General features: G+C 37.4%; 16 protein-coding genes. 7 read left to right on the forward strand and 9 right to left on the reverse strand.

Going from position 1 to position 19,724, the window contains the following annotated elements; genetic code table 11:
• Positions 1-2: 2 nt before the first annotated feature.
• The 3 genes from dnaE to JM84_RS04025 form a co-directional block, all read right to left on the reverse strand.
• Positions 3-4,394: a DNA polymerase III subunit alpha gene (dnaE, locus tag JM84_RS04015; protein ID WP_144782867.1), complete on the reverse strand. Its 4,392-nt coding sequence runs from the start codon at positions 4,392-4,394 to the stop codon at positions 3-5.
• 145 nt (positions 4,395-4,539) lie between these two features.
• Entirely contained in the window at positions 4,540-4,986 is a 447-nt protein-coding gene (locus JM84_RS04020) for a ferritin-like domain-containing protein (protein WP_013750342.1), read from the reverse strand.
• A gap of 375 nt (positions 4,987-5,361) precedes the next feature.
• Positions 5,362-6,174 (reverse strand): DUF6252 family protein, encoded by an 813-nt coding sequence (locus JM84_RS04025; protein ID WP_013750341.1) that lies wholly within the window; start codon positions 6,172-6,174, stop codon positions 5,362-5,364.
• A 130-nt stretch (positions 6,175-6,304) separates the two neighbouring features.
• Here JM84_RS04025 and JM84_RS04030 point away from each other — a divergent pair, with 130 nt between their 5' ends.
• The 4 genes from JM84_RS04030 (at position 6,305) to JM84_RS04045 (ending at position 9,541) form a co-directional block, all read left to right on the forward strand.
• Positions 6,305-6,820, forward strand: coding sequence for a 30S ribosomal protein S16 (locus JM84_RS04030; protein WP_013750340.1), 516 nt, complete (start codon positions 6,305-6,307; stop codon positions 6,818-6,820).
• A gap of 197 nt (positions 6,821-7,017) precedes the next feature.
• Positions 7,018-7,542, forward strand: coding sequence for a ribosome maturation factor RimM (gene rimM / locus JM84_RS04035; protein ID WP_013750339.1), 525 nt, complete (start codon positions 7,018-7,020; stop codon positions 7,540-7,542).
• Between the two features lie 57 nt (positions 7,543-7,599).
• The gene (locus JM84_RS04040) at positions 7,600-8,304 is read left to right on the forward strand and encodes a tRNA1(Val) (adenine(37)-N6)-methyltransferase (protein WP_237699381.1); all 705 of its coding nucleotides are present in this window, start codon (positions 7,600-7,602) and stop codon (positions 8,302-8,304) included.
• A 58-nt stretch (positions 8,305-8,362) separates the two neighbouring features.
• Positions 8,363-9,541: an acyl-CoA dehydrogenase family protein gene (locus JM84_RS04045; RefSeq protein ID WP_013750337.1), complete on the forward strand. Its 1,179-nt coding sequence runs from the start codon at positions 8,363-8,365 to the stop codon at positions 9,539-9,541.
• A 76-nt stretch (positions 9,542-9,617) separates the two neighbouring features.
• Here JM84_RS04045 and JM84_RS04050 read toward each other — a convergent pair whose 3' ends face one another.
• Positions 9,618-10,520: a NifU family protein gene (locus JM84_RS04050; protein ID WP_013750336.1), complete on the reverse strand. Its 903-nt coding sequence runs from the start codon at positions 10,518-10,520 to the stop codon at positions 9,618-9,620.
• A 305-nt stretch (positions 10,521-10,825) separates the two neighbouring features.
• Between JM84_RS04050 and JM84_RS04055 the strand changes: the two genes are divergently transcribed.
• Positions 10,826-11,827, forward strand: coding sequence for a type IX secretion system membrane protein PorP/SprF (locus JM84_RS04055; RefSeq protein ID WP_144782869.1), 1,002 nt, complete (start codon positions 10,826-10,828; stop codon positions 11,825-11,827).
• A 95-nt stretch (positions 11,828-11,922) separates the two neighbouring features.
• On the opposite strand, the gene JM84_RS04060 is transcribed toward JM84_RS04055, so the two are convergent.
• Together JM84_RS04060 and JM84_RS04065 are read right to left on the reverse strand one after the other, a co-directional pair.
• Positions 11,923-12,804: a flagellar motor protein MotB gene (locus tag JM84_RS04060; RefSeq protein WP_013750334.1), complete on the reverse strand. Its 882-nt coding sequence runs from the start codon at positions 12,802-12,804 to the stop codon at positions 11,923-11,925.
• Between the two features lie 134 nt (positions 12,805-12,938).
• A complete protein-coding gene (locus JM84_RS04065; RefSeq protein ID WP_144782871.1) occupies positions 12,939-14,108 on the reverse strand; it encodes a VWA domain-containing protein in 1,170 nt (389 codons plus the stop codon).
• A gap of 208 nt (positions 14,109-14,316) precedes the next feature.
• Here JM84_RS04065 and JM84_RS04070 point away from each other — a divergent pair, with 208 nt between their 5' ends.
• Together JM84_RS04070 and JM84_RS04075 are read left to right on the forward strand one after the other, a co-directional pair.
• Complete coding sequence (locus JM84_RS04070; RefSeq protein WP_261375698.1) at positions 14,317-16,515, forward strand: histidine kinase; 2,199 nt, start codon at positions 14,317-14,319, stop codon at positions 16,513-16,515.
• 3 nt (positions 16,516-16,518) lie between these two features.
• A complete protein-coding gene (locus JM84_RS04075; protein WP_144782875.1) occupies positions 16,519-17,253 on the forward strand; it encodes a LytR/AlgR family response regulator transcription factor in 735 nt (244 codons plus the stop codon).
• A 9-nt stretch (positions 17,254-17,262) separates the two neighbouring features.
• Here JM84_RS04075 and murI read toward each other — a convergent pair whose 3' ends face one another.
• The 3 genes from murI to JM84_RS04090 all read right to left on the reverse strand — a co-directional run bounded on the left by murI (position 17,263) and on the right by JM84_RS04090 (position 19,709).
• Positions 17,263-18,069, reverse strand: coding sequence for a glutamate racemase (gene murI / locus JM84_RS04080; RefSeq protein ID WP_144782877.1), 807 nt, complete (start codon positions 18,067-18,069; stop codon positions 17,263-17,265).
• An 80-nt stretch (positions 18,070-18,149) separates the two neighbouring features.
• On the reverse strand, positions 18,150-18,662 hold the full coding sequence (locus JM84_RS04085; RefSeq protein WP_013750329.1) for an OmpH family outer membrane protein: 513 nt from the start codon (positions 18,660-18,662) through the stop codon (positions 18,150-18,152).
• Positions 18,663-18,701: 39 nt separating this feature from the next.
• Positions 18,702-19,709 carry an OmpH family outer membrane protein gene (locus JM84_RS04090; RefSeq protein ID WP_144782879.1) on the reverse strand — a complete coding sequence of 336 codons (1,008 nt, stop codon included), beginning with the start codon at positions 19,707-19,709 and terminating at the stop codon, positions 18,702-18,704.
• Between the last annotated feature and the right edge of the window lie 15 nt (positions 19,710-19,724).

Below are 19,724 nucleotides of genomic sequence, written 5' to 3' on the forward strand. Positions count from 1 at the left end.
TATTAGTTTAATTTATAATGAACGCTATTTTCTTCTAAGGTGTCAAGAAGCTCTTGGCAAATTTTTACTTTCATGCGTTTACTAGGCATTTTTACAAAGAGTTTTTCAAGTGGTTCAAAGACTTGAAAGTGAAGTTTGGCCTCGCCTACATGTAGGTCAAGAATATCCTTTATTTCTTCAATACGAGCTTCTGCAACTTCATTAATGTCAATATTAATGGTTAGTTTCTTAGCATTTGTTTCCATCACATCCTGCAGTTGCTGGATGCTATTAAACTGCGTTCTTGGATCACTTTTTCTTCCAGTTTCCCTATTTGTAAAGCCATCTTTTATGAACACTTTTGCGTGTATAAAGCTATTAGGAATTAAAAAGTGACGCATCTTGAGGTACTCTTCTCCAAACATTCTAAACTCGAAGGTATCTGTAAAATCTTCAACAGTAAAAGCGGCCCATCCTTTCCCATTTTTGGAAACGCGATGTTGTACATCAGAGATTACACCGCCAAAGGTGAGCTCTCGATTTATAAAAGATTCCATCTGACTAAAGTGCGCAACAGTCGCATTACAAAATGTCTCCATTTCTGTTTTAAAGTCATCAAGTGGGTGGCCAGAGATATAAACTCCTACTACCTCCTTCTCGCGCTTTAGTTTTTCCATTGTTCCCCATTCTTCACATGGAGGAACTTCGGGTTCTGGTATTTGGACTTCGCTTGATTCTCCAAAAAGACTTACTTGTGAGCTATTTTCATTTTCTTGGTAACGCGCACCATATTTTACTGCTTTTTCTAAGAAAGTTATACCATCACCATCATGGTTAAAGAATTGAGCTCGGTGTGTATTTCTATCTAGTTCATCAAATCCTCCAGCAAGAGCGAGACTTTCAAAAGCTTTTTTATTTGCAGCACGCAAATCTACACGACGAGCAAAGTCAAAGACAGATTTATAATTTCCATCCTTTCTATTTTCTACAATAGTCGCGACGGCTCCGGTACCTACACCCTTTACGGCACCCATACCGAAACGTACAGCACCATTGTCATTTACCGTAAATTTTCTGAAAGATTCATTTACATCTGGACCCAATACTTCAAGACCCATACGTTTTGCCTCTTCCATAAAGAAGGTAACTTGCTTGATGTCGTTCATGTTATTAGATAGTACAGCAGCTAGATACTCGGCAGGGTAGTGGGCTTTTAAGTATGCAGTTTGGTATGCAATCCATGCATAACATGTAGAGTGTGACTTATTAAATGCATAAGCGGCAAATGCCTCCCAGTCTTTCCAGATTTTTTCTAGTTTTTCTGGGTCATGCCCTTTCGCAGAAGCTTGCTCTATAAACTTAGGCTTCATTTTATCAAGAACGGCAATTTGCTTCTTACCCATTGCCTTACGAAGTACATCGGCCTCACCCTTTGTAAAGTCGGCTAGTTTTTGAGAAAGTAGCATTACTTGCTCTTGGTAGACAGTAATACCGTACGTTTCCTTAAGATACTCTTCCATGGCAGGAAGGTCATATTCTATCTCTTCTTCCCCGTGCTTTCTTCTTACGAAAGATGGGATATATTCCATAGGCCCAGGACGATATAATGCATTCATTGCAATTAGATCCTCAAACACGGTAGGTTTGAGCGATTGCATGTGCTTTTGCATCCCAGGTGATTCATATTGAAATATACCTACAGTATCACCACGCTGGAAAAGTTCATATGTTTTCTCATCGTCAAGAGGAAAACTCTCTGGATCGAGATCTACGTCGTGACGATACTTCACGAGCTTTACAGTGTCTTTTATTAAAGTAAGTGTCTTCAGACCCAAGAAGTCCATTTTAAGTAGCCCAGCTTCCTCTACGACGGAGTTATCAAATTGTGTTACGTAGAGATCAGAATCTTTTGCAAGTGCTACAGGAACAAAATTTGTAATATCACTAGGTGTGATAATTACCCCACAGGCATGAATTCCCGTGTTACGCACAGATCCTTCAAGCTGTCTTGCTTGACGTAGCATCTGCCCTTCAAGATTATCTGCTTGTTCTAGTGTAATTAGTTCTTGAACTTTAGGTAAATCGTCAGACCTAAAAGCACTACGTAGCTCTGCATCTGTTTTACCAAAAATCTTTCTAAGCTTACTCATCGTAGGGATGAGCTTAGCTATTCTATCTGCATCACCTAGGGATAAATCTAGTGCTCTGGAGGTGTCACGTATGGATGACTTTGCAGCCATAGTACCGTAAGTGATAATCTGTGCTACTTGATTTGCGCCGTATTTGTCAATTACATATTGCATTACTCGCCCGCGACCTTCATCATCAAAGTCAATATCAATATCGGGCATACTTACACGATCCGGATTTAAGAAACGCTCAAAAAGTAAATCATACTTAAGCGGATCAATATTTGTAATCCATAAACAGTATGCTGCCACAGATCCCGCTGCAGATCCACGTCCTGGACCTACCGAAACGTCCATATTACGAGCTTCTCGTATAAAATCCTCTACAATCAGAAAGTATCCAGGGTAACCCGTCTTTTCAATAACATCTAGCTCAAAGTCTAGGCGCTCTATAACTTCTTCAGAGAGTTCTTCTCCGTAACGCTTTTTTGCTCCTTCATAAACAAGATGTTTCAGAAATGCATTTTCACCTCGTTTTCCTCCGTCAATAGCATCTTCTGGAGAAACAAATTCTTCTGGAATGTCAAATGCAGGAAGAAGTACGTCACGAGCAAGCTCGTAAGATTCGATTTTATTTACTACCTCCTGTACATTAAGAATGGCTTCAGGTACATCTGCAAAGAGCGTTTTCATCTCATCTGCACTCTTAAAGTAGTATTCGTCATTAGGTAATCCAAAACGATATCCTCTACCGCGACCTTTTGGGGTGGCTACTTTTTCACCATCTTTTACACATAATAAAACATCATGCGCATCTGCATCAGACTTATCAATGTAGAATGTATTGTTAGACGCGATAAGTTTTACATCATGCTTTCGCGAAAGCGTAATTAAAACAGGCATCACACGATCTTCATCTTCTTGCCCGTGACGCATGATCTCAACATAAAGGTCGTCACCAAATTGTTCTTTCCACCAAATAAGGGCCTCTTCGGCTTGTTTTTCTCCTACATTAAGAATCTTACTTGGCACTTCACCATATAGATTTCCGGTAAGTACAATAAGATCTTCTTTGTACTGCTCAATAACTTGCTTGTCTATACGAGGAACGTAATAAAAACCATCTGTGTAGGCTATAGAAGCCATTTTACAGAGGTTTTGATATCCGTTTTTATTTTTGGCTAAAATGACAATCTGGTATCCATTGTCCTTTTGGCTCTTGTTTTTGTGATCAACACATACATTAAACTCACAACCTATGATGGCTTTAAGTGGTACATGCTCTTCTGCTTCTCCTGCTTCTGTGAGTTTTGCATTTTCCGCTTTCGCGAAAGCGTTATGACTTTTTACCGCTTTTGTAAAGTGAAAAGCCCCCATCATGTTACCCATGTCTGTCATAGCGACAGCAGGCATTTTATGTAGTGCAGCGGCTTTTACAATATCTTGAACGCTCGCAGTAGATTGTAATATAGAGAACTGAGAGTGGTTGTGAAGGTGAGCAAACTTTACATCAGAAAGTTGTTCTTTATTTTCTTCTATCTCTGCCTTAGAAATTTCTGGAGTATCATCTTGAGCAGCGAGCGCTTGAGCAATTTTTGCAGAAGCTTTCTTAAGATTTATGTGCTTAAGCCCAATAAAAGTAATAGGCTGCGGATTAGATTGGGAGAATCTTTCAAAATAATCTGGCGCAACGTCTAGCTCTTCTTTTGTGTAAACTCGCTGGCGTATAAGCTCTAGAAAGCAACGAGTAGTTGCCTCCACATCTGCCGTGGCATTGTGCGCCTCACCAAATCCTTCGCCAAACAGGTGTTTGTGTAATTCTGTAAGCGTAGGTAATTTAAATTTACCACCACGTCCTCCAGGTAGCTGGCACAATGTCGCTGTTTTTTCTGTACAAGTGTCTAGCACTGGTAACTCTTGAAGATCATTACCTATGTTGAGTCTGTGAAACTCGGCTCCCATGATATTTGTATCAAAACCAACATTCTGACCTACAACATACTTTGATTTTGAAAGTGCAATATTAAATTTTGAGAGTACTTCGGAAAGTTCAATTCCGTCTCTTTCGGCAAGTGCTGTGGAGATGCCGTGTATGCGCTCTGCATCATAAGGAATATCAAATCCATCTGGCTTGATAAGATAATCTTGATGCTCTATGACGTTACCCATCTCATCGTGTAACTGCCAAGCGATTTGAATCGCTCTAGGCCAGTTATCTGAGTCTGTAAGTGGAGCATTCCAGTTTTTAGGAAGTCCTGTGGTTTCGGTGTCAAAAATAAGGTACATAGGCGTAGAAAAAGTGGATATGAAAAGTACTACATTTTAGTGCTTTTTACATGAGATTACGGCTATGAGTTATCAACTTTTATGCACAAAAAAAATCCAGCCATTATGGCTGGATTTTAAATTTTATATAAGCTCTATAAATTGCTTATGCCCACTCTTCTAAAGTTTTTACCTCATTTAATGCACTCTGAATGCTATTGCGTTGCTTCTCTAGTATACTTCTCGTTGAGCTAGGTAGGGACGTCTCTGCTAGCACTTCATTATATGCTTCTACTGAAGCTTTTTCTCCACGAATCGCTTCTTCTAGTGTTGACTCGTCATCATCTGTAGAAAAGGCAGTTTTTACGTCCATCCATGCTCTGTGCATATCTGCTTGGAAGCTTGTTCCCTTATCTACTTCTTGTCCAAAACTTCTTACTTCTTCCTTAATTTCATGTCCAAAGTTATATCTGTCTTGTGCACGGTTTTGAAAAAAGTTTTTTAGTCCGCGATTTTTTACATTTTCTGCTGCTTTTTTGTATCCAGCTTCTGCATCGTATGACTTAGTTAATAGACTATTTAATTTATTTGCAACTTCTTCTGTATAGTTCATAATGTGTGTTTTTGTTGTTAGTATTGATGTAAAGATATGAGCATAAAACACTATACAGAAGTAGTTTAACTACCTTTAACCAGAACGGTTTATAATTGGCTTCTTTTAACGTAAATCGATGTTAATTGTCTTAATAGTATGATAAGGCGGGAAGCAATGGAAAGTAGCACTGGTAAAACAGAATGGTTATAAGTTAGTAAACAGTCTTTCTTGATAATTTAGGTTTCTTAGCCTAAGATACGGGTAGTTGTTAGATAATTATGATAGCTACCTAGTGGAGAAAATCATTTTAATTTAGAACGAGAGGCTATAAGATGAAAGCAGATGCCTATAAAATTAGTTACGCATTAAATGAGAAACGCATTGTTGAGTACACTAGTAATTGATGGTGAATGAACCGTCGGTAATTGAAAAACCTTCAGCAGTCATAAAGCTAAATGTTCCAACAGCAATATTGTTTTCTTGATCATTTGCTATGATTGTAATCTCACCAGATATGGCATTTGAGATTCCAGAAGGAGTTGTATAAGCGGCAGAAAAATCAGGGTTAGATCCTATGTTGTAAGTGCCAGGATTGCTATTAAGAGGAAAACTTACCGCTATATTTGTTGAAGATGTGCGGCCTAAAACCGTAAGAACATTACCAGAGACAACATGATTGATAACTATTGAGTTAAAAACCGTTGTATTGATAAGAGCTTCAAAATTATCATCTACATCCTCAATTTCTGGTTGAATTACTACTGGAGTAAGGATAGGTACTCTATAAACAACACCTTTACTAAATACTACAGTATCTGAAAAAGATGGAGTAAATGCAGTAAATTTAAAATTACCAGTCACCGCACTGCTTCCATTAAATGAAAAGTCTAATAAACCACTGGCTTGTGATGACTCAGTAGTGAATACTTTGCCATTTTCATCTATATAGGTTGCGATACTAGGATTATTCTGACCGCCAAATGTAATTTGAGTCTGCGCTTGATTTTTTATTTGAAAGCTTATTACCTCTGCACCGCGTTCTCCACGTATTAATAAATCACCGTCTTCATTAAAGATTGCTCGACTGTCTTGAGTGCGCAGTAACACAGTATCACGCACCCCTTGAAGTGCAGGTGTGTTATCTTCTATGGTACTACAAGAAATAAATGTGATAATAGAGATGAGAGCAAAAAGAAAATTACGCATAATCAAAATTCAAAAATAGAGGGCAAAAGTACTTTATATTAAAGATATAACGTGATGAGTGCCAGAAAAATTATAGTATATTTGCAGACTTATTTAAAAACGGGGTCGGGTACCCCACAAATTAACTTTTATGTCAGTTAAAATTAGATTACAGAGACACGGTAAGAAAGGTAAACCTTTTTACTGGGTTGTAGCAGCAGATGCTCGCGCAAAGAGAGATGGTAAATACTTAGAGAAAATAGGTACTTACAATCCTAACAGTAACCCAGCAACAATTGATCTTGATGTTGATCTTGCTGTAACTTGGTTACAAAACGGAGCGCAGCCTACTGAGACTGCAAAGCGTCTTCTTTCTTATAAAGGAGCAATGCTTAAAAATCACCTAGCTGGTGGTGTACGTAAAGGTGCACTTACTGAAGAGCAAGCAGAAGAAAAATTTAATGCTTGGGTAGAGGAGAAAGCTGGTAAAGTAGAAGCTAAGAAAGGAAATCTTTCTCAAGCAGAAGAAAAAGCAAAATCAGAAGCTCTTGCAGCTGAAAAAGCTGTAAATGAGGCTCGTATCGCAGCAGCTCAACCAGAAGTGGTTGCAGAGACTGAAGATGCGCCTGCAGAAGGTGAAGCAGCAGCTTCAGATTCTGAAGAGTAAAAAAAGCTAGTGGAAGTGTAATGCTTTCGCAACATTTTGAAAATGCCCTAATTTAATTATTGGGGCATTTTTTATGGTCTATGTTTATTACCACTTAATTGCTTGCAAAGTCTCTTATAGAATATGCTGGCAATGTGAGATTGCTTATCGATTAACTTTTACGTCTTTTTATAAGATATCCCGTATTTTTACACCCTATGAAAAAAGAAGATTGTTTCTACCTCGGAAAAATAGTTAGAAAGTATAGCTTTAAAGGAGAACTCCTTGCTAAACTTGATACTGACGAACCAGAAATATACGTAGACATGGACTCTGTGTTTATTGATTTTGGTCCTAGTCTTGTACCATATTTTATAGAGTCTTCTCAGTTACATAAATCTAGTTTACTTCGAGTAAAATTTGAAGATATAGATACAGAAGAGGATGCAGATGATATGATAGGCGCAGGTCTGTACTTGCCACTAGACTTACTACCTGAGTTAAAGGGAGATCAATTTTACTTCCATGAGGTAGTAGGATTTACTGCCGTAGATAAAGACTTTGGTGAGATAGGTACAATCACATATGTAAACGATAGTAACACGCAGGCTATTTTTGAAATTGACAGAGATGGTAGTCAAGTGCTTATACCTATGGTAGACGAGTTTATCAAGAAAGTAGACCGCGAAAACAAGCAAATGCACTTCGAACTTCCTGATGGACTGATTGATCTATACCTGTAGATGTCTTTAAAACCTTTTCAATTTAAAGAATTTACGGTAGCCCAAAATCGCTGCGCTATGAAAATAGGCACAGATGGTGTATTGCTTGGCGCTTGGACTTCAGTGGCTCAGTATCCAGATAGTATATTAGATATAGGCACTGGTACTGGTGTTATCGCATTAATGCTTGCGCAACGCAGTGATGCTATGACTGTAGACGCTGTAGAGCTAGATGATAGCGCTTATGAGCAGGCCGCAGATAACTTTGAAAATAGTGTGTGGGGAGACAGACTCTTTTGTTATCATGCGCATTTATACGAATTTGCAGCAGAGATAGATGATGAGTACGACCTCATTGTCTGCAATCCACCCTTTTATATGGAAACGCTCAATGATGAGTCTACAGCGTTGCAGCGTTCACGTTCTATTAAAGATGGAGCAGCTATAGAAGCTAGAGAACAAGCACGCTTAGAAGAGTCAATGCCTTTTGAATTACTCGTAGGTGCCGTGGCAAAGTTACTATCAGAAGATGGGGCGTTTAGTGTGATTATTCCTCATGAAAGGGAGGATGACTTTATATTGTTATGTTCTCGTGCTGGTTTATTTCCCTCTAGAATTACACGAGTAAAGGGGAACCCAACTTCGCCTATTAAAAGGAGTTTGATGGAGTTCCGCTTTCGCGAAAGCGTACCAAACACCACAGAACTTACTATTGAGTATAAACGTCAAGATTATACAGATGACTACATTTCTCTAGTTAAAGACTTCTATCTCAAAATGTAGTAGGAATTTTGGGCAGTGAAAACGTTTTCGTTATTTTTACTTTGCTAAAATATATGCTATGAAACCAGATCTTTTTGAAGCTCCCGATTATTACAATATAGATGACCTTCTTACCGAAGAACATAAGTTAATACGAGATGCTGCGCGTGCGTGGGTTAAGCGAGATGTTTCTCCTATAATCGAACAAGCTGCACAAGATGCAAAATTTCCAAAATCAATCATTCCTGGTCTCGCAGAGATAGGAGCTTTTGGTCCTTATATTCCTGAACAATATGGTGGTGCTGGCTTAGATCAAATTTCTTATGGTCTTATCATGCAAGAGATAGAGCGTGGTGACTCTGGTGTACGATCTACTGCATCTGTACAATCATCACTAGTTATGTATCCAATATACAAGTATGGTTCTGAAGAGCAGCGTAACAAGTTTTTACCAAAACTAGCTTCTGGCGAATTTATGGGATCCTTTGGGCTTACAGAACCAGATCACGGATCTAACCCTAGTGGAATGGTGACAAATTTTAAAGATATGGGAGACCACTATCTTCTCAATGGAGCCAAATTATGGATTTCAAACAGTCCTTTTTGTGATGTGGCTGTAGTATGGGCAAAGAATGAAGAAGGGCGCATACACGGACTTATAGTAGAAAGAGGAATGGAAGGATTTTCTACTCCAGAGACACACAATAAATGGTCACTCAGAGCAAGTGCTACAGGAGAATTAATTTTTCAAGATGTAAAAGTTCCTAAAGAAAATTTATTACCTAATAAATCCGGATTAGGCGCGCCGTTAGGTTGTCTTGATTCGGCTCGTTATGGTATTGCTTGGGGAGCTATAGGCGCTGCAATGGATTGTTATGATACTGCGTTGCGCTACGCAAAAGAGCGTATCCAGTTTGGGAAGCCTATTGCTGCATTCCAACTGCAACAAAAGAAGCTTGCAGAGATGATCACAGAGATTACAAAGGCGCAATTGCTTGCGCTAAGATTAGGCCAACTTAAAAATGAAGATAGAGCAACCTCTGCTCAAATCTCAATGGCAAAACGTAATAATGTTGAAATGGCCTTAAAAATTGCTCGCGAAGCACGACAGATATTAGGTGGTATGGGAATTACTGGAGAATACAGTATCATGCGCCACATGATGAATCTTGAGAGTGTGATTACTTATGAAGGAACACATGATATTCACCTTCTGATAACAGGCTTAGATATCACAGGCGAGAATGCTTTTAAATAGTGGTTCAGATCACAAATAAAATGCCCTTTACATTAATGTTGTAAAGGGCATTTTTATTTAATATAATGGAAGACGGTTAGCCGTTTATAGCTTCTACCATATTTATTTTTCCAGGTAACATTTGCTTAAGCATGTTTTCTATACCATTTTTAAGTGTGAATGTACTAGAAGGACATCCACTACAAGCTCCTTGAAGTATCACAGAGACGTTCTGTGTTTTTGGATCATAGTTTTTGAACATAATATTACCACCATCACTTGCAACTGCTGGTTTTACATACTCTTCAATAATATTTACTATTTCCTTAGAAATATCGTCTAAAGTCTCAAACTTTTCTTCGGCTATTGCTTCTGCTTGCTGTGGTGTTTTAAGTTGAGCTGCTGTTACAATTTCTTTACCATCCTGAATGTAATCACGTATAAACTCTCTAGTTTCAGTAACAACTTCATCCCACTCTGCAACATCATATTTTTGAACAGAAATATAGTTTTCATCAAAGAAAACCTCCTTTACATAAGGAAGGTGGAACAAAGCCTTTGCCATAGGAGCATTTGCAGTGTCATCTATACTTTTAAACTCAAAAGCTGTAGTTACAAGCTTTTTATTTGCAACAAATTTAAGCGTTGATGGGTTAGGTGTAGACTCTGCATAAACTGTTACCGGTATTTTCTTTGCAGCAACATCTTCTATGATAACAAGTCCATTGTCATTAAGATAGTCTTCTATTTGATTTGCAACTTCTTGTTGTACATCTATCCACTCTACAATGTTGTACTTTTCTATAGCAACAAAGTTTTGAGTGATATATACTGTCTTTACAAATGGAAGATAAAATAACTGTTGAGCAAGCGGCGAATTTGCAGCTTCATCTATATTTTTAAATTCGTAGCTGTTATGATTAACTAGAAACTGATCTGCCTGAAATTTTTTAATAGCAGGGTTAGAAGTTCCTTCTACAGATATACTATATGTTGACATTGATAATTTTTTTACAAAGGTATGGAAGATGGAGCGTACTTGGTATATAAAGTATAGGTAATGGCTTTATGAATATTTATGCTTTGTGTACTTCATGATATAGTTCATTCACTAATAAATAATAGCCATTTTTGAGGGTATGTGTGTCGTAGTTGGGGAGTTATATGGCGTGAGGTATTGTAAAAAGTCCTATATTTGAGAGCTATGGAAGTATTGTCTTTTATAGATTTTACTCAAGTTAAAAGTATACAGTCGTACGAGGCATTATTCCTTCGATTTGTAGCCGTATAGAAAAAGAAAAGTCCATGAGTTTAAAGAAATCCTACTTTCTAATAGCATTGTTTTTTGCACAGTTTGCGATGGCGCAAGAAGGTATTCCAGTATATCTTGATTATTTACAAGATAATTTATATTTACTTCATCCATCAATGGCTGGAGCTTCTCAAACTACTAAGTTAAGAGGGACCGCTAGATCACAATGGGCAGGTGTAGATGACGCTCCAGCACTTCAAACAGTAAGTTTAAATGGTCGAGTAGGAGATAATATAGGGGTAGGCGGTGTTCTATTTAATGATAGTAATGGCTATTTTTCTCAACAAGGGGTGTATGCTACGTTTGCATATCACTTAATGTTAGGACGTAACTATGTAGATTTAAATCAGCTTTCTTTTGGGATAAGTGCAGGAATTATTCAAGGTAAGCTTGATGAAACTAGCTTTGATCTTACAGATTTTGATCCTATTATAGCTGGTATAGAGCAGAGTGATTCTTACTTGAATATAGACTTTGGAATGTCTTACAATTTTTTAAATTTCTCAACGCACTTTACCGTTAAGAATGCAATCCCTGTGAAGCGTGATATCTTTAGTGAGGATTTTGAGCCAAATAACCAACGTCGTTATCTACTATCTATGGCATATACGATTTCTCCTAATTATTCTGAATGGAGTTTTGAACCATCAGTGATGTTTCAGGCAACAGATAGTACAGGAGAAGCTACTTTAGATGTAAACGGTAAGGCATATTATAAAACAGACTGGGGTAGATTATGGGGAGGACTTTCTTATAGAAGAAGTTTTGACGGAGCAGAATTTACTACTAATGGTGAATCTGTAGATACTCAAAAACTTCAATATGTAACACCTTTTGTAGGAGGTATGTATGATCGTTTTATGTTAGGCTATACATATTCATATCAAAGTAACTCAGTAGTGCTTACTAATGGTGGTTTTCATCAGATCACACTTGGTATCAACCTTGGTAAAAATAAAGAGCCTTATGATTGTAACTGTCCAGCTATCAACTAGCATTCGGTTAAATAATCTAGTTTAAAATGTAAAAAATCCCTCGCCAGTTATGGCGGGGGATTTTTTAGTTTGCTAACTGTAAAGGAATATAGCTCTTATTCATTTGAAGCCATTAGTGCTAGAAATTTATCAAGGTTAGGAAGAATTAAAATTCTCGTTCTTCTATTTCTTGACATATTCTCTTTACTATCATTTTCTACTAAAGGAACATAGCTACTACGTCCAGAAGCAATTAGTTTTGATGGATCTACATTGTGCTTAGTTTGCAGCTCACGTACGATTGCTGTAGCGCGCTGTACACTTAAATCCCAGTTGTCTTTGAGGTATGAACCTTTCTTTACAGTACGGCTATCTGTGTGACCTTCTACCATTACTTCTACAGCTGGTTCGGAATTTACAACGGCAGCAATACGTCTCAAAAGAGCATCTGCTTCCTTGCTTACTCTATAACTCCCAGAGCGGAATAGCATTTTATCTGAAATAGAAATCTGTACTACAGTATCATCTATGTCAATGTTAATATCATCAAGTGCATTGGCGCCGTAAATATCTTTATTAAGGTTACGTTTAAGTTTATGAGAAACTGCAAGATTCATAGAGTCCTCTAGAGTTTGTGCTTGTGCTAGTTCACTAGGATCTACATTTGCGAGTGCTGCTCTTAACTTCTGCTTTGTGTTTTCTGACATTACAGTACCATTCGTAGTAATTTCAAATTTAGCATCGTTAGAAGCTTGCAAATCTACGTTAGTGTCACGTAGAGAATTGATTTTAGTATTGTAATCATCTACACGTTGCTCTATAGCTGCATATTTTGCTTCTATTTCCTCTTTTTCTACTTTAGTTTTAGTCAAAGTAACTTTTGTAGTGTCATACTCAGATTGAAGTTGAGTGTATTTCTTTTTAGAAACGCAAGAGGTAAGTGCTCCAGCGGTCATTGCAATAAGTAGGGTATTCTTTGTAACTCTTGAAATAATCATAAGTGTTTAGTTTAGTGTTTACTTCTTAGTTATACGGTGAGAGGTTTTTATGTAGACGTTAAGAATATCACAAAGTCAAACACCTTGCAGATGCTGTGTCATGCAAAGTGTTTATAATGAGTGTTTTGTGTTGATTATTCCCAGCTATAGTTTTTTGCATGACCTTGCTTTTTTATAGCGTCTACTAGTGCATTGCGCAATTCATTATCTTTAGTATTGGTTTTAGATTCAAGAAATTCTTTACGTTTAATGTTGAGCTTGGCAATTTCCCCTTGTATTCTTGTTCGCTGTTTCTTTTTCTCATAGACATACTTTCTTATTTCTTTTTCGGTTTTTCCTTTGAGTTCTTTAGGTAGGCTAGTTTCTTTAAGTTCTACTACCACAGCTTCATTTTCTTCCATCGCATCTACAAGGTCCCAGCTAGTATTTTTATATAGTCTAGAGCTTTTACTTACTGCTCTTTTTACAGCATTTGCATTACCATAAGATTGTGCATTGCTGTCTTGACTACTTTGCAGAGCGAGCTTAGATGAGGCGAGATTTCCATATCCTACATAGGTTTTGTTAAGCTCTTCATTCTTTTGTAAGATCTTATCGTCATATGGTGATGGTACGTGTACAGTAGCGCGATCACTATTTATTGCTATGTAATCTCCTTGAGTAAGTGATGCGCCATCTTTCCAATTTGTGTTGAGCCCTTCATTATAATCACCACAAAAAATTGTGTTTATAGTGACATCCTTTCCGCAGGCATTGCTGGAAGCATCTTGGTAACGCACTGGGCCTTGATCAAAAGGCTCATTACCTGCTATAAAAATAAGGTTGAGGTCATTTTTATTTTTACCCCACTCTAGTTGGTTAAGCGAATTTTCAATCACATTACCGCAGTACTCGTTACCTCCATTTGTTGTGAGAGAAAAGAGGTTTTTAGAAATTTCATCAAGATCTGTACTAAAGGAACTTACCATACGTATATATCCTTCTCTAGCATTAAGCCTGTCATTTCCATATTCATAAAGTGCAATTTTAAGGTCTGGACGGCTTTCATTTCCACACTTAGCTTCTGCTAGTTCGTTGACTAGCTCCCACAATTGTGCTCGTGCTTGATCTATAAGACCATCCATACTATTAGAAGTATCTAAAAGTAGAGCTACTTTAATGGTATTTTGAACGGGATCTTTTGTAAATGATGGGATATGATTTTTTTCCGCTTTCGCGAAAGCGTACTCAACCCCATGTAAGTTTGTTGCGAGTAGTCCATTGTGCATAGCTAGTGTAATTGCTAGGATAAAAAGAGTTTTCATTTGCTGATTTTTATGATGAATAGAGTTTAAAATTATCATTATGAAAAGTCAAATTTTAGGTAGAATGAGGGAATAGGACGTATGAATGAGTAAACGACTTTAGATGATTAGTAAAAGGAACGTTTTTGTACGTAAAAGCATGAAAATAGGCGTGTTTGCTTCTTTTATGATTTTAAGATGCTATTTTTTTAGAGTAAGTTTGAATACAATGAAAACTAGAAATAACATATTATTTATACTTATTCTTTTATTAGGATCGTACACAGCTTTTGCACAACAAGAACGTGAGGCGGTTAGTAGGAGCACTAATAGAGTTTTTACATTGAAGGGAAGTATACTTGATACTGAGTATATGAAGCCTGTTGCCAAGGCAAATGTAGAGGTAACTGGTGGGGCCTACACCACCTCAGGGAGTGATGGTGAATTTAGAATAGCCGCCAAAGTAGGTGATGAGCTTGTAATACGTAGTGAAGATTTTGAGACGGTATTTTATACGATAAAGGATCAACAACGCATAAAATTAGAGGTGCGACCTATAGAAAAAATAGTGGAGTTTGAGGAGGTTTCAGATCTTCAAGCGCCACCTATTACTTTTAACTCCCTCATTAATCAAGCAAGGCAGATTTATAAAAAAAATGCTGCTGCTGGGGTTGATAAAGTTGCACAAGCACTTTCTGTCCCCACCATTTCAACAAGTGAACGAGCTAAAAGTTTTAAATTACTGGGAGATATTTATAGTCACTGGAAGCAGTACGATCTTGCGGTGACTAATTATAAGTTGAGCATTAAAAATGAGGCAAGTGTTGCAGTAGAAATTGCGCTTGCTCAGGCATATTACAATAATAAGAACTATCAGGAATGTATAAGATTATACACCAGGCTTGCAGAGATGAATCTTACTGCAACACAACAAATAACTGTAAAGGAAGGACTAGGTGATGCTTATGTTGCAACTGGAGACTATGTAACTTCTATTACAAATTATGAAGAAGTGGAGAAGAAAGTCACCCAACTTCAAAAGCCATCAGACGCAGCAAGGCTTAATACAAAAATAGGAGATGCTTATGATCAACAAGGTGCACCTCAAGCAGCTGCTTTAAATTACTCTAAGGCTGCCGAGTTATCTAATATCGAAAAAACAGAGTCTGCTGTAAGAGCAAAGACAAAAGTAGCAGATTATTATAGTAGGAATAAATCTTATGATGCAGAGATTGAATTGCGTAAATCTGCTATAGAAGATATTAATCTTGTGGCACCAGATTCTATAGCTAATGATGATGTGATCACTGTCCAAAAGCAAAACTATAAGATAGGATTTGCACTGGCCGCACAAAATAAATATGAAGAGTCTATTCCTTTTTTAGAGAAGAGTATAGAAGAAGCACGTGATAAGGAAGACATTGTAGTCGAGAAAAATGCAAGACGCAGACTCTCTGAAGTATATCGTGATAAGGGCGATATCGATAAAGCAAAGGAAGCTTATGAGGCATATAAAAATATTGTAGACCTTAGTTATAGTCGCAAGGAGCAAGAAATCTCTCAAGCCACACGCTTTGCAAAGGACATTACCGAAAAGCAGAATAGAATTATTAGTCTTGAAAAAGACAGACAGCTTAATGAAAATCGATATCAGCTTGCTTTCCAAGAACAAGAACTTGTAGAGGCTAGAGATACCAGGCAAAAAGTAATTATTGGATCTCTCATACTTGTTACAGCATTATTGCTACTTACGGCATTTTCTATGTATAGAAGTAGTAAGAAGCAGCAATATGCAAATAACCTCCTGGCTCTTAAAAGTTTGCGATCACAAATGAATCCGCATTTTATTTTTAATGCATTGAATTCGGTTAATAGTTTTATAGCTACTAATGATGAGCGTACGGCAAATAAATATCTTTCAGATTTTTCTATTCTCATGAGAGCCGTGCTAGAGAATAGTGAGGAAGATTTTATACCGCTATCTAGCGAGATAGATCTTATCAAGAGGTACACGATGCTAGAGCATTTTAGATTTAAAGATCGTTTTGATTATGAGATAGAGGTAGATGAAGCGCTAGATGTAAGCTCTTTTATGATTCCGCCTATGTTATTGCAGCCTTATGTAGAAAACGCCGTGTGGCATGGAATGCGTTACAAAGAAGAGAAAGGTATGCTGCGCATTAGTTTTGATCAAAAGGATGAAAATACGGCAATGATAACCGTCTCAGATGATGGAGTAGGACGTACACGTAGTAAAGCATTAAAGACTGAGAACCAAAAGAAACAAAAATCTAAGGGGATGGGAAATATTAAAAAGCGAATTGCCATTCTCAATGAGATGCACGGTGATCGTATCGCTGTTACTGTCTCTGATGTATTTGATTCAGGAGAAGGAACAAAAGTGGCGCTCACGCTTAAAAAAGTATAATACATGAAGCTCAAAACCATTATAGTAGAAGATGAAGAGACTAGTAGAGAGATCTTACGTAACTATCTCACTAAGTACTGCCCTAAAGTTGACATTGTAGGTGAGGCAGGAAATGTTGATGAAGCGTTGATATTGATAAGAAACCATGAACTTGATTTGGTATTTCTAGATGTAGAAATGCCTAAGGGCAACGCCTTTGATTTGCTAGAGCAGGTAGGTGACCGTAGTTTTGAGACGGTTTTTGTAACGGCATATAATCAGTATGCCTTGGATGCGCTTAATACGCACGCATCTTACTATTTGCTAAAGCCAGTTTCTATAGATGAACTCATTAAAGCGGTAGATTATGTATGTGAGGTCAAGACTAAGGAAAATGCTTTAGATAATAAAGTACTCACTGCACATACCATTGACAAGCAAGGTAAAATCACTATTCCAGTACAAGATGGTTTTGAAGTACTATCTGCACAAGATATTTTATATTGCAAAGCAGATGATAACTACACAGAGATTTTCCTGAAAAATGACGAGAAGAAATTGGTAAGTAAAACACTAAAGTTTTTTCAAGATGCGCTTACAGATTTTGGATTTGCACGTGTTCATAAATCATATTTAGTGAATGTAAATGAAATCACTGCCTATAAAAAGGGTAAAGGAGGAAGCGTCGTATTAAGTAGCGGGAAAGAAGTGATGGTTTCTGCTAGTCAAAAAGCAAACTTACTCACGTATTTTCAATAATGAATGCGACTAAAAATCAAGTTTCTTGATAGTGATATCAAGTGGAGGTGTTACGCTTTCGCGAAAGCGTACTAATACTTTTTCTAAAATACTGGGATCCCCATTTGTAAATAATTGATGATTTCCAGTCGTTGCAGTATTCAAGGCTTTTATTTCTGTAAGAACAGACTTAGTCTGGCGAGCAACGGCTAGTCCAGAATCTATGATAGTAACTTCTTCAGGTAATAATTCAGTTAGAAGTGGGATGAGGTATGGGTAATGACTACATCCTAAAACGAGATAATCTATTTCTTGGGTAATCATAGGAGCTACATATGACTTAAGAAGTTCTTTTAAAACGGAACTCTCAAGATCTCCCCTCTCAATAAGCGGTACGAGGCCTTCTCCTATAACTTCTATAACTTTAGTTCCCTGTGTCCATTTTTCTGAAGTATCTTGAAATAGAGTGCTGTTTAGCGTTCCTTTGGTCGCTAGAATACCAATGGTCTTATTTTTAGAATTGAGTGCCGCAGGCTTGATAGCTGGTTCAATACCTATAAATGGGATGTCATAATTTTTCCTGAGGTAGTCAATGGCGTTAGTGGTTGCGGTATTGCAAGCAACAACAATAATTTTTGCGCCTAGTTGTATAAGCTTTTCTGTGTTTTTTACAGATAGCGCAATTATTTCCTCTTTTGATTTTGCACCGTAAGGAGCATGCTTACTATCGGCAAGGTATATGGTGTTTTCATACGGTAGGTGTGTGACTACTTCTTTCCAGATGGAAGTGCCGCCTATACCACTATCAAAAAGTCCAATGTTACCTTTGTGTTGCATGTATCTAAAATAAAAAACTGCCCTTTAAAAAGGGCAGTTTTCAATATTTGTTTTCGCTTAAGCGAAAGAATATTTTAAAATTATATTCCTAAAGAAGCTTTTGCATCTGGCATTAAATCATAACCATCTGCCATGATAACTCCTCCAGCTCCAGGTGTAGAATCAAGTACGAAGTCATATCCTTTTGCTCTTGCAACTTTTTGAATAGCTACTCTTGCTTTTTCAATGATAGGCTTGATGAGTTCTTGCTCTTTAGTTTGAAGTGTTTGTAATGCCGTTTGTTGGTACTTTGCAATGTTAGTACGAGTTTCTTGAACTTCCTGCATGCGTCTTCCATTTTCCTCATCAGTTTGAGTTTCTGCCTCACGGTTATAACGCTCATACGTCTTTTGAAGCTCTGCACCCATAGCAGAAATTTCTGTATCATATGATTTCTGTAGCTTTTCTAGCTCAGACATTGCGTTCTTATAAGTAGGCATAGCTTCTACAAGAGACTGTGAGTTAATGTGTGCAACTTTGCTTTGTGCTTGCATAGCGCTACTCATTCCTACGATAAGTGCAATTGCTGCTAATACTTTTGTAAACTGTTTCATTTTAATCTAATTTGAGTTAAGTGTAATAATTAATAAGGGTTATCTGCCGTCTCCGTTGTTCCCATTTTGTGCTGGAGGTGTAGTTTTCTTTTTTCTTGCTTCTAAAATTGAATCTCTCTTTGCTTTTCTTACAGCAATAATAGAATCTTTTTTTCTTTTTCTATCTGCAATTGCAGCTTCTTTGGCTGCTTTAGCATTTGCAGGATCTGTGCCTAATGTTGGCGTGCCTCTTCCGCTAGAGGTTGTGGTTTTTGCTTCACGTACAGCTTGTATAGAATCTTTCTTGCGCTGGCGTTCTTCAAGTAATAATCTTCTTCTCTCTTGAAAAGCCGCTTGACGTTCTGCCTTTTGCGTTTCTCTATCTTTATTGCGAGCTTCAAGTGCAGCTTCACGTTCGGCAGTTTTTGCATCTATTGCTCGTTGTCTATCTTGACTAGCTTTATCTTGCTCAACCGTTTTTGCCTCATCGATATCAAAATCTCTTTCATCTTTCTTACTGTTGATTTGATTACGTTTTGCAGCTCTAGTAATACTTCTAAGGACTTGGTCGCTTATGTTTAATCTGTCTGCAGTATATAACATCATTAAGTCTGATGATTTATCAAAGACAAGGTCAAACTTTTTTGCTGCAGATATTTCTTGTACAGCGTTAAATACTTGGTCTTGTACTGGCTCAACAAGCTGTCTTCTTTGGATAGCTAAATCTCCACCTGGTCCAAAACGTTTCTGTTGATATTCTAGTATTTGATCTCTTTCAAAAGTAATTTCTTCATCGCGTTCCTCAATAAGTTCTTTTGTGAGTAACGCTCTTTCATTATCCAGTTGCTTTTTCATTGCAGCAACTTCTTCAAGTCTAGTTTCAATCTCACCTTTCCATTTTCCAACTTTATCATCTAATTGTGTAGATGCTTCTTGGTATTCAGGAACATTTTCAAGTATGTAATCCATATCAATGTATCCTATACGTACGCCACTAGCTCTTTGAGCTCCTAGTGAAGTAGATAGCAACATTGTTGCGATTAGTAAAAGAAAAACAGGTGTCTTCATAATTTCAGAATTGCA

Source organism: Dokdonia sp. Hel_I_63 (genome assembly GCF_007827285.1).
Classification (GTDB): domain Bacteria; phylum Bacteroidota; class Bacteroidia; order Flavobacteriales; family Flavobacteriaceae; genus Dokdonia.

Coding starts and splice junctions, on each gene's coding strand:
- dnaE (WP_144782867.1), bottom strand. CDS start 4,394: ATGTACCTTATTTTTGACACCGAAACCACAGGACTTCCTAAAAACTGG.
- JM84_RS04020 (WP_013750342.1), bottom strand. CDS start 4,986: ATGAACTATACAGAAGAAGTTGCAAATAAATTAAATAGTCTATTAACT.
- JM84_RS04025 (WP_013750341.1), bottom strand. CDS start 6,174: ATGCGTAATTTTCTTTTTGCTCTCATCTCTATTATCACATTTATTTCT.
- JM84_RS04030 (WP_013750340.1), top strand. CDS start 6,305: ATGTCAGTTAAAATTAGATTACAGAGACACGGTAAGAAAGGTAAACCT.
- rimM (WP_013750339.1), top strand. CDS start 7,018: ATGAAAAAAGAAGATTGTTTCTACCTCGGAAAAATAGTTAGAAAGTAT.
- JM84_RS04040 (WP_237699381.1), top strand. CDS start 7,600: ATGAAAATAGGCACAGATGGTGTATTGCTTGGCGCTTGGACTTCAGTG.
- JM84_RS04045 (WP_013750337.1), top strand. CDS start 8,363: ATGAAACCAGATCTTTTTGAAGCTCCCGATTATTACAATATAGATGAC.
- JM84_RS04050 (WP_013750336.1), bottom strand. CDS start 10,520: ATGTCAACATATAGTATATCTGTAGAAGGAACTTCTAACCCTGCTATT.
- JM84_RS04055 (WP_144782869.1), top strand. CDS start 10,826: ATGAGTTTAAAGAAATCCTACTTTCTAATAGCATTGTTTTTTGCACAG.
- JM84_RS04060 (WP_013750334.1), bottom strand. CDS start 12,804: ATGATTATTTCAAGAGTTACAAAGAATACCCTACTTATTGCAATGACC.
- JM84_RS04065 (WP_144782871.1), bottom strand. CDS start 14,108: ATGAAAACTCTTTTTATCCTAGCAATTACACTAGCTATGCACAATGGA.
- JM84_RS04070 (WP_261375698.1), top strand. CDS start 14,317: ATGAAAACTAGAAATAACATATTATTTATACTTATTCTTTTATTAGGA.
- JM84_RS04075 (WP_144782875.1), top strand. CDS start 16,519: ATGAAGCTCAAAACCATTATAGTAGAAGATGAAGAGACTAGTAGAGAG.
- murI (WP_144782877.1), bottom strand. CDS start 18,069: ATGCAACACAAAGGTAACATTGGACTTTTTGATAGTGGTATAGGCGGC.
- JM84_RS04085 (WP_013750329.1), bottom strand. CDS start 18,662: ATGAAACAGTTTACAAAAGTATTAGCAGCAATTGCACTTATCGTAGGA.
- JM84_RS04090 (WP_144782879.1), bottom strand. CDS start 19,709: ATGAAGACACCTGTTTTTCTTTTACTAATCGCAACAATGTTGCTATCT.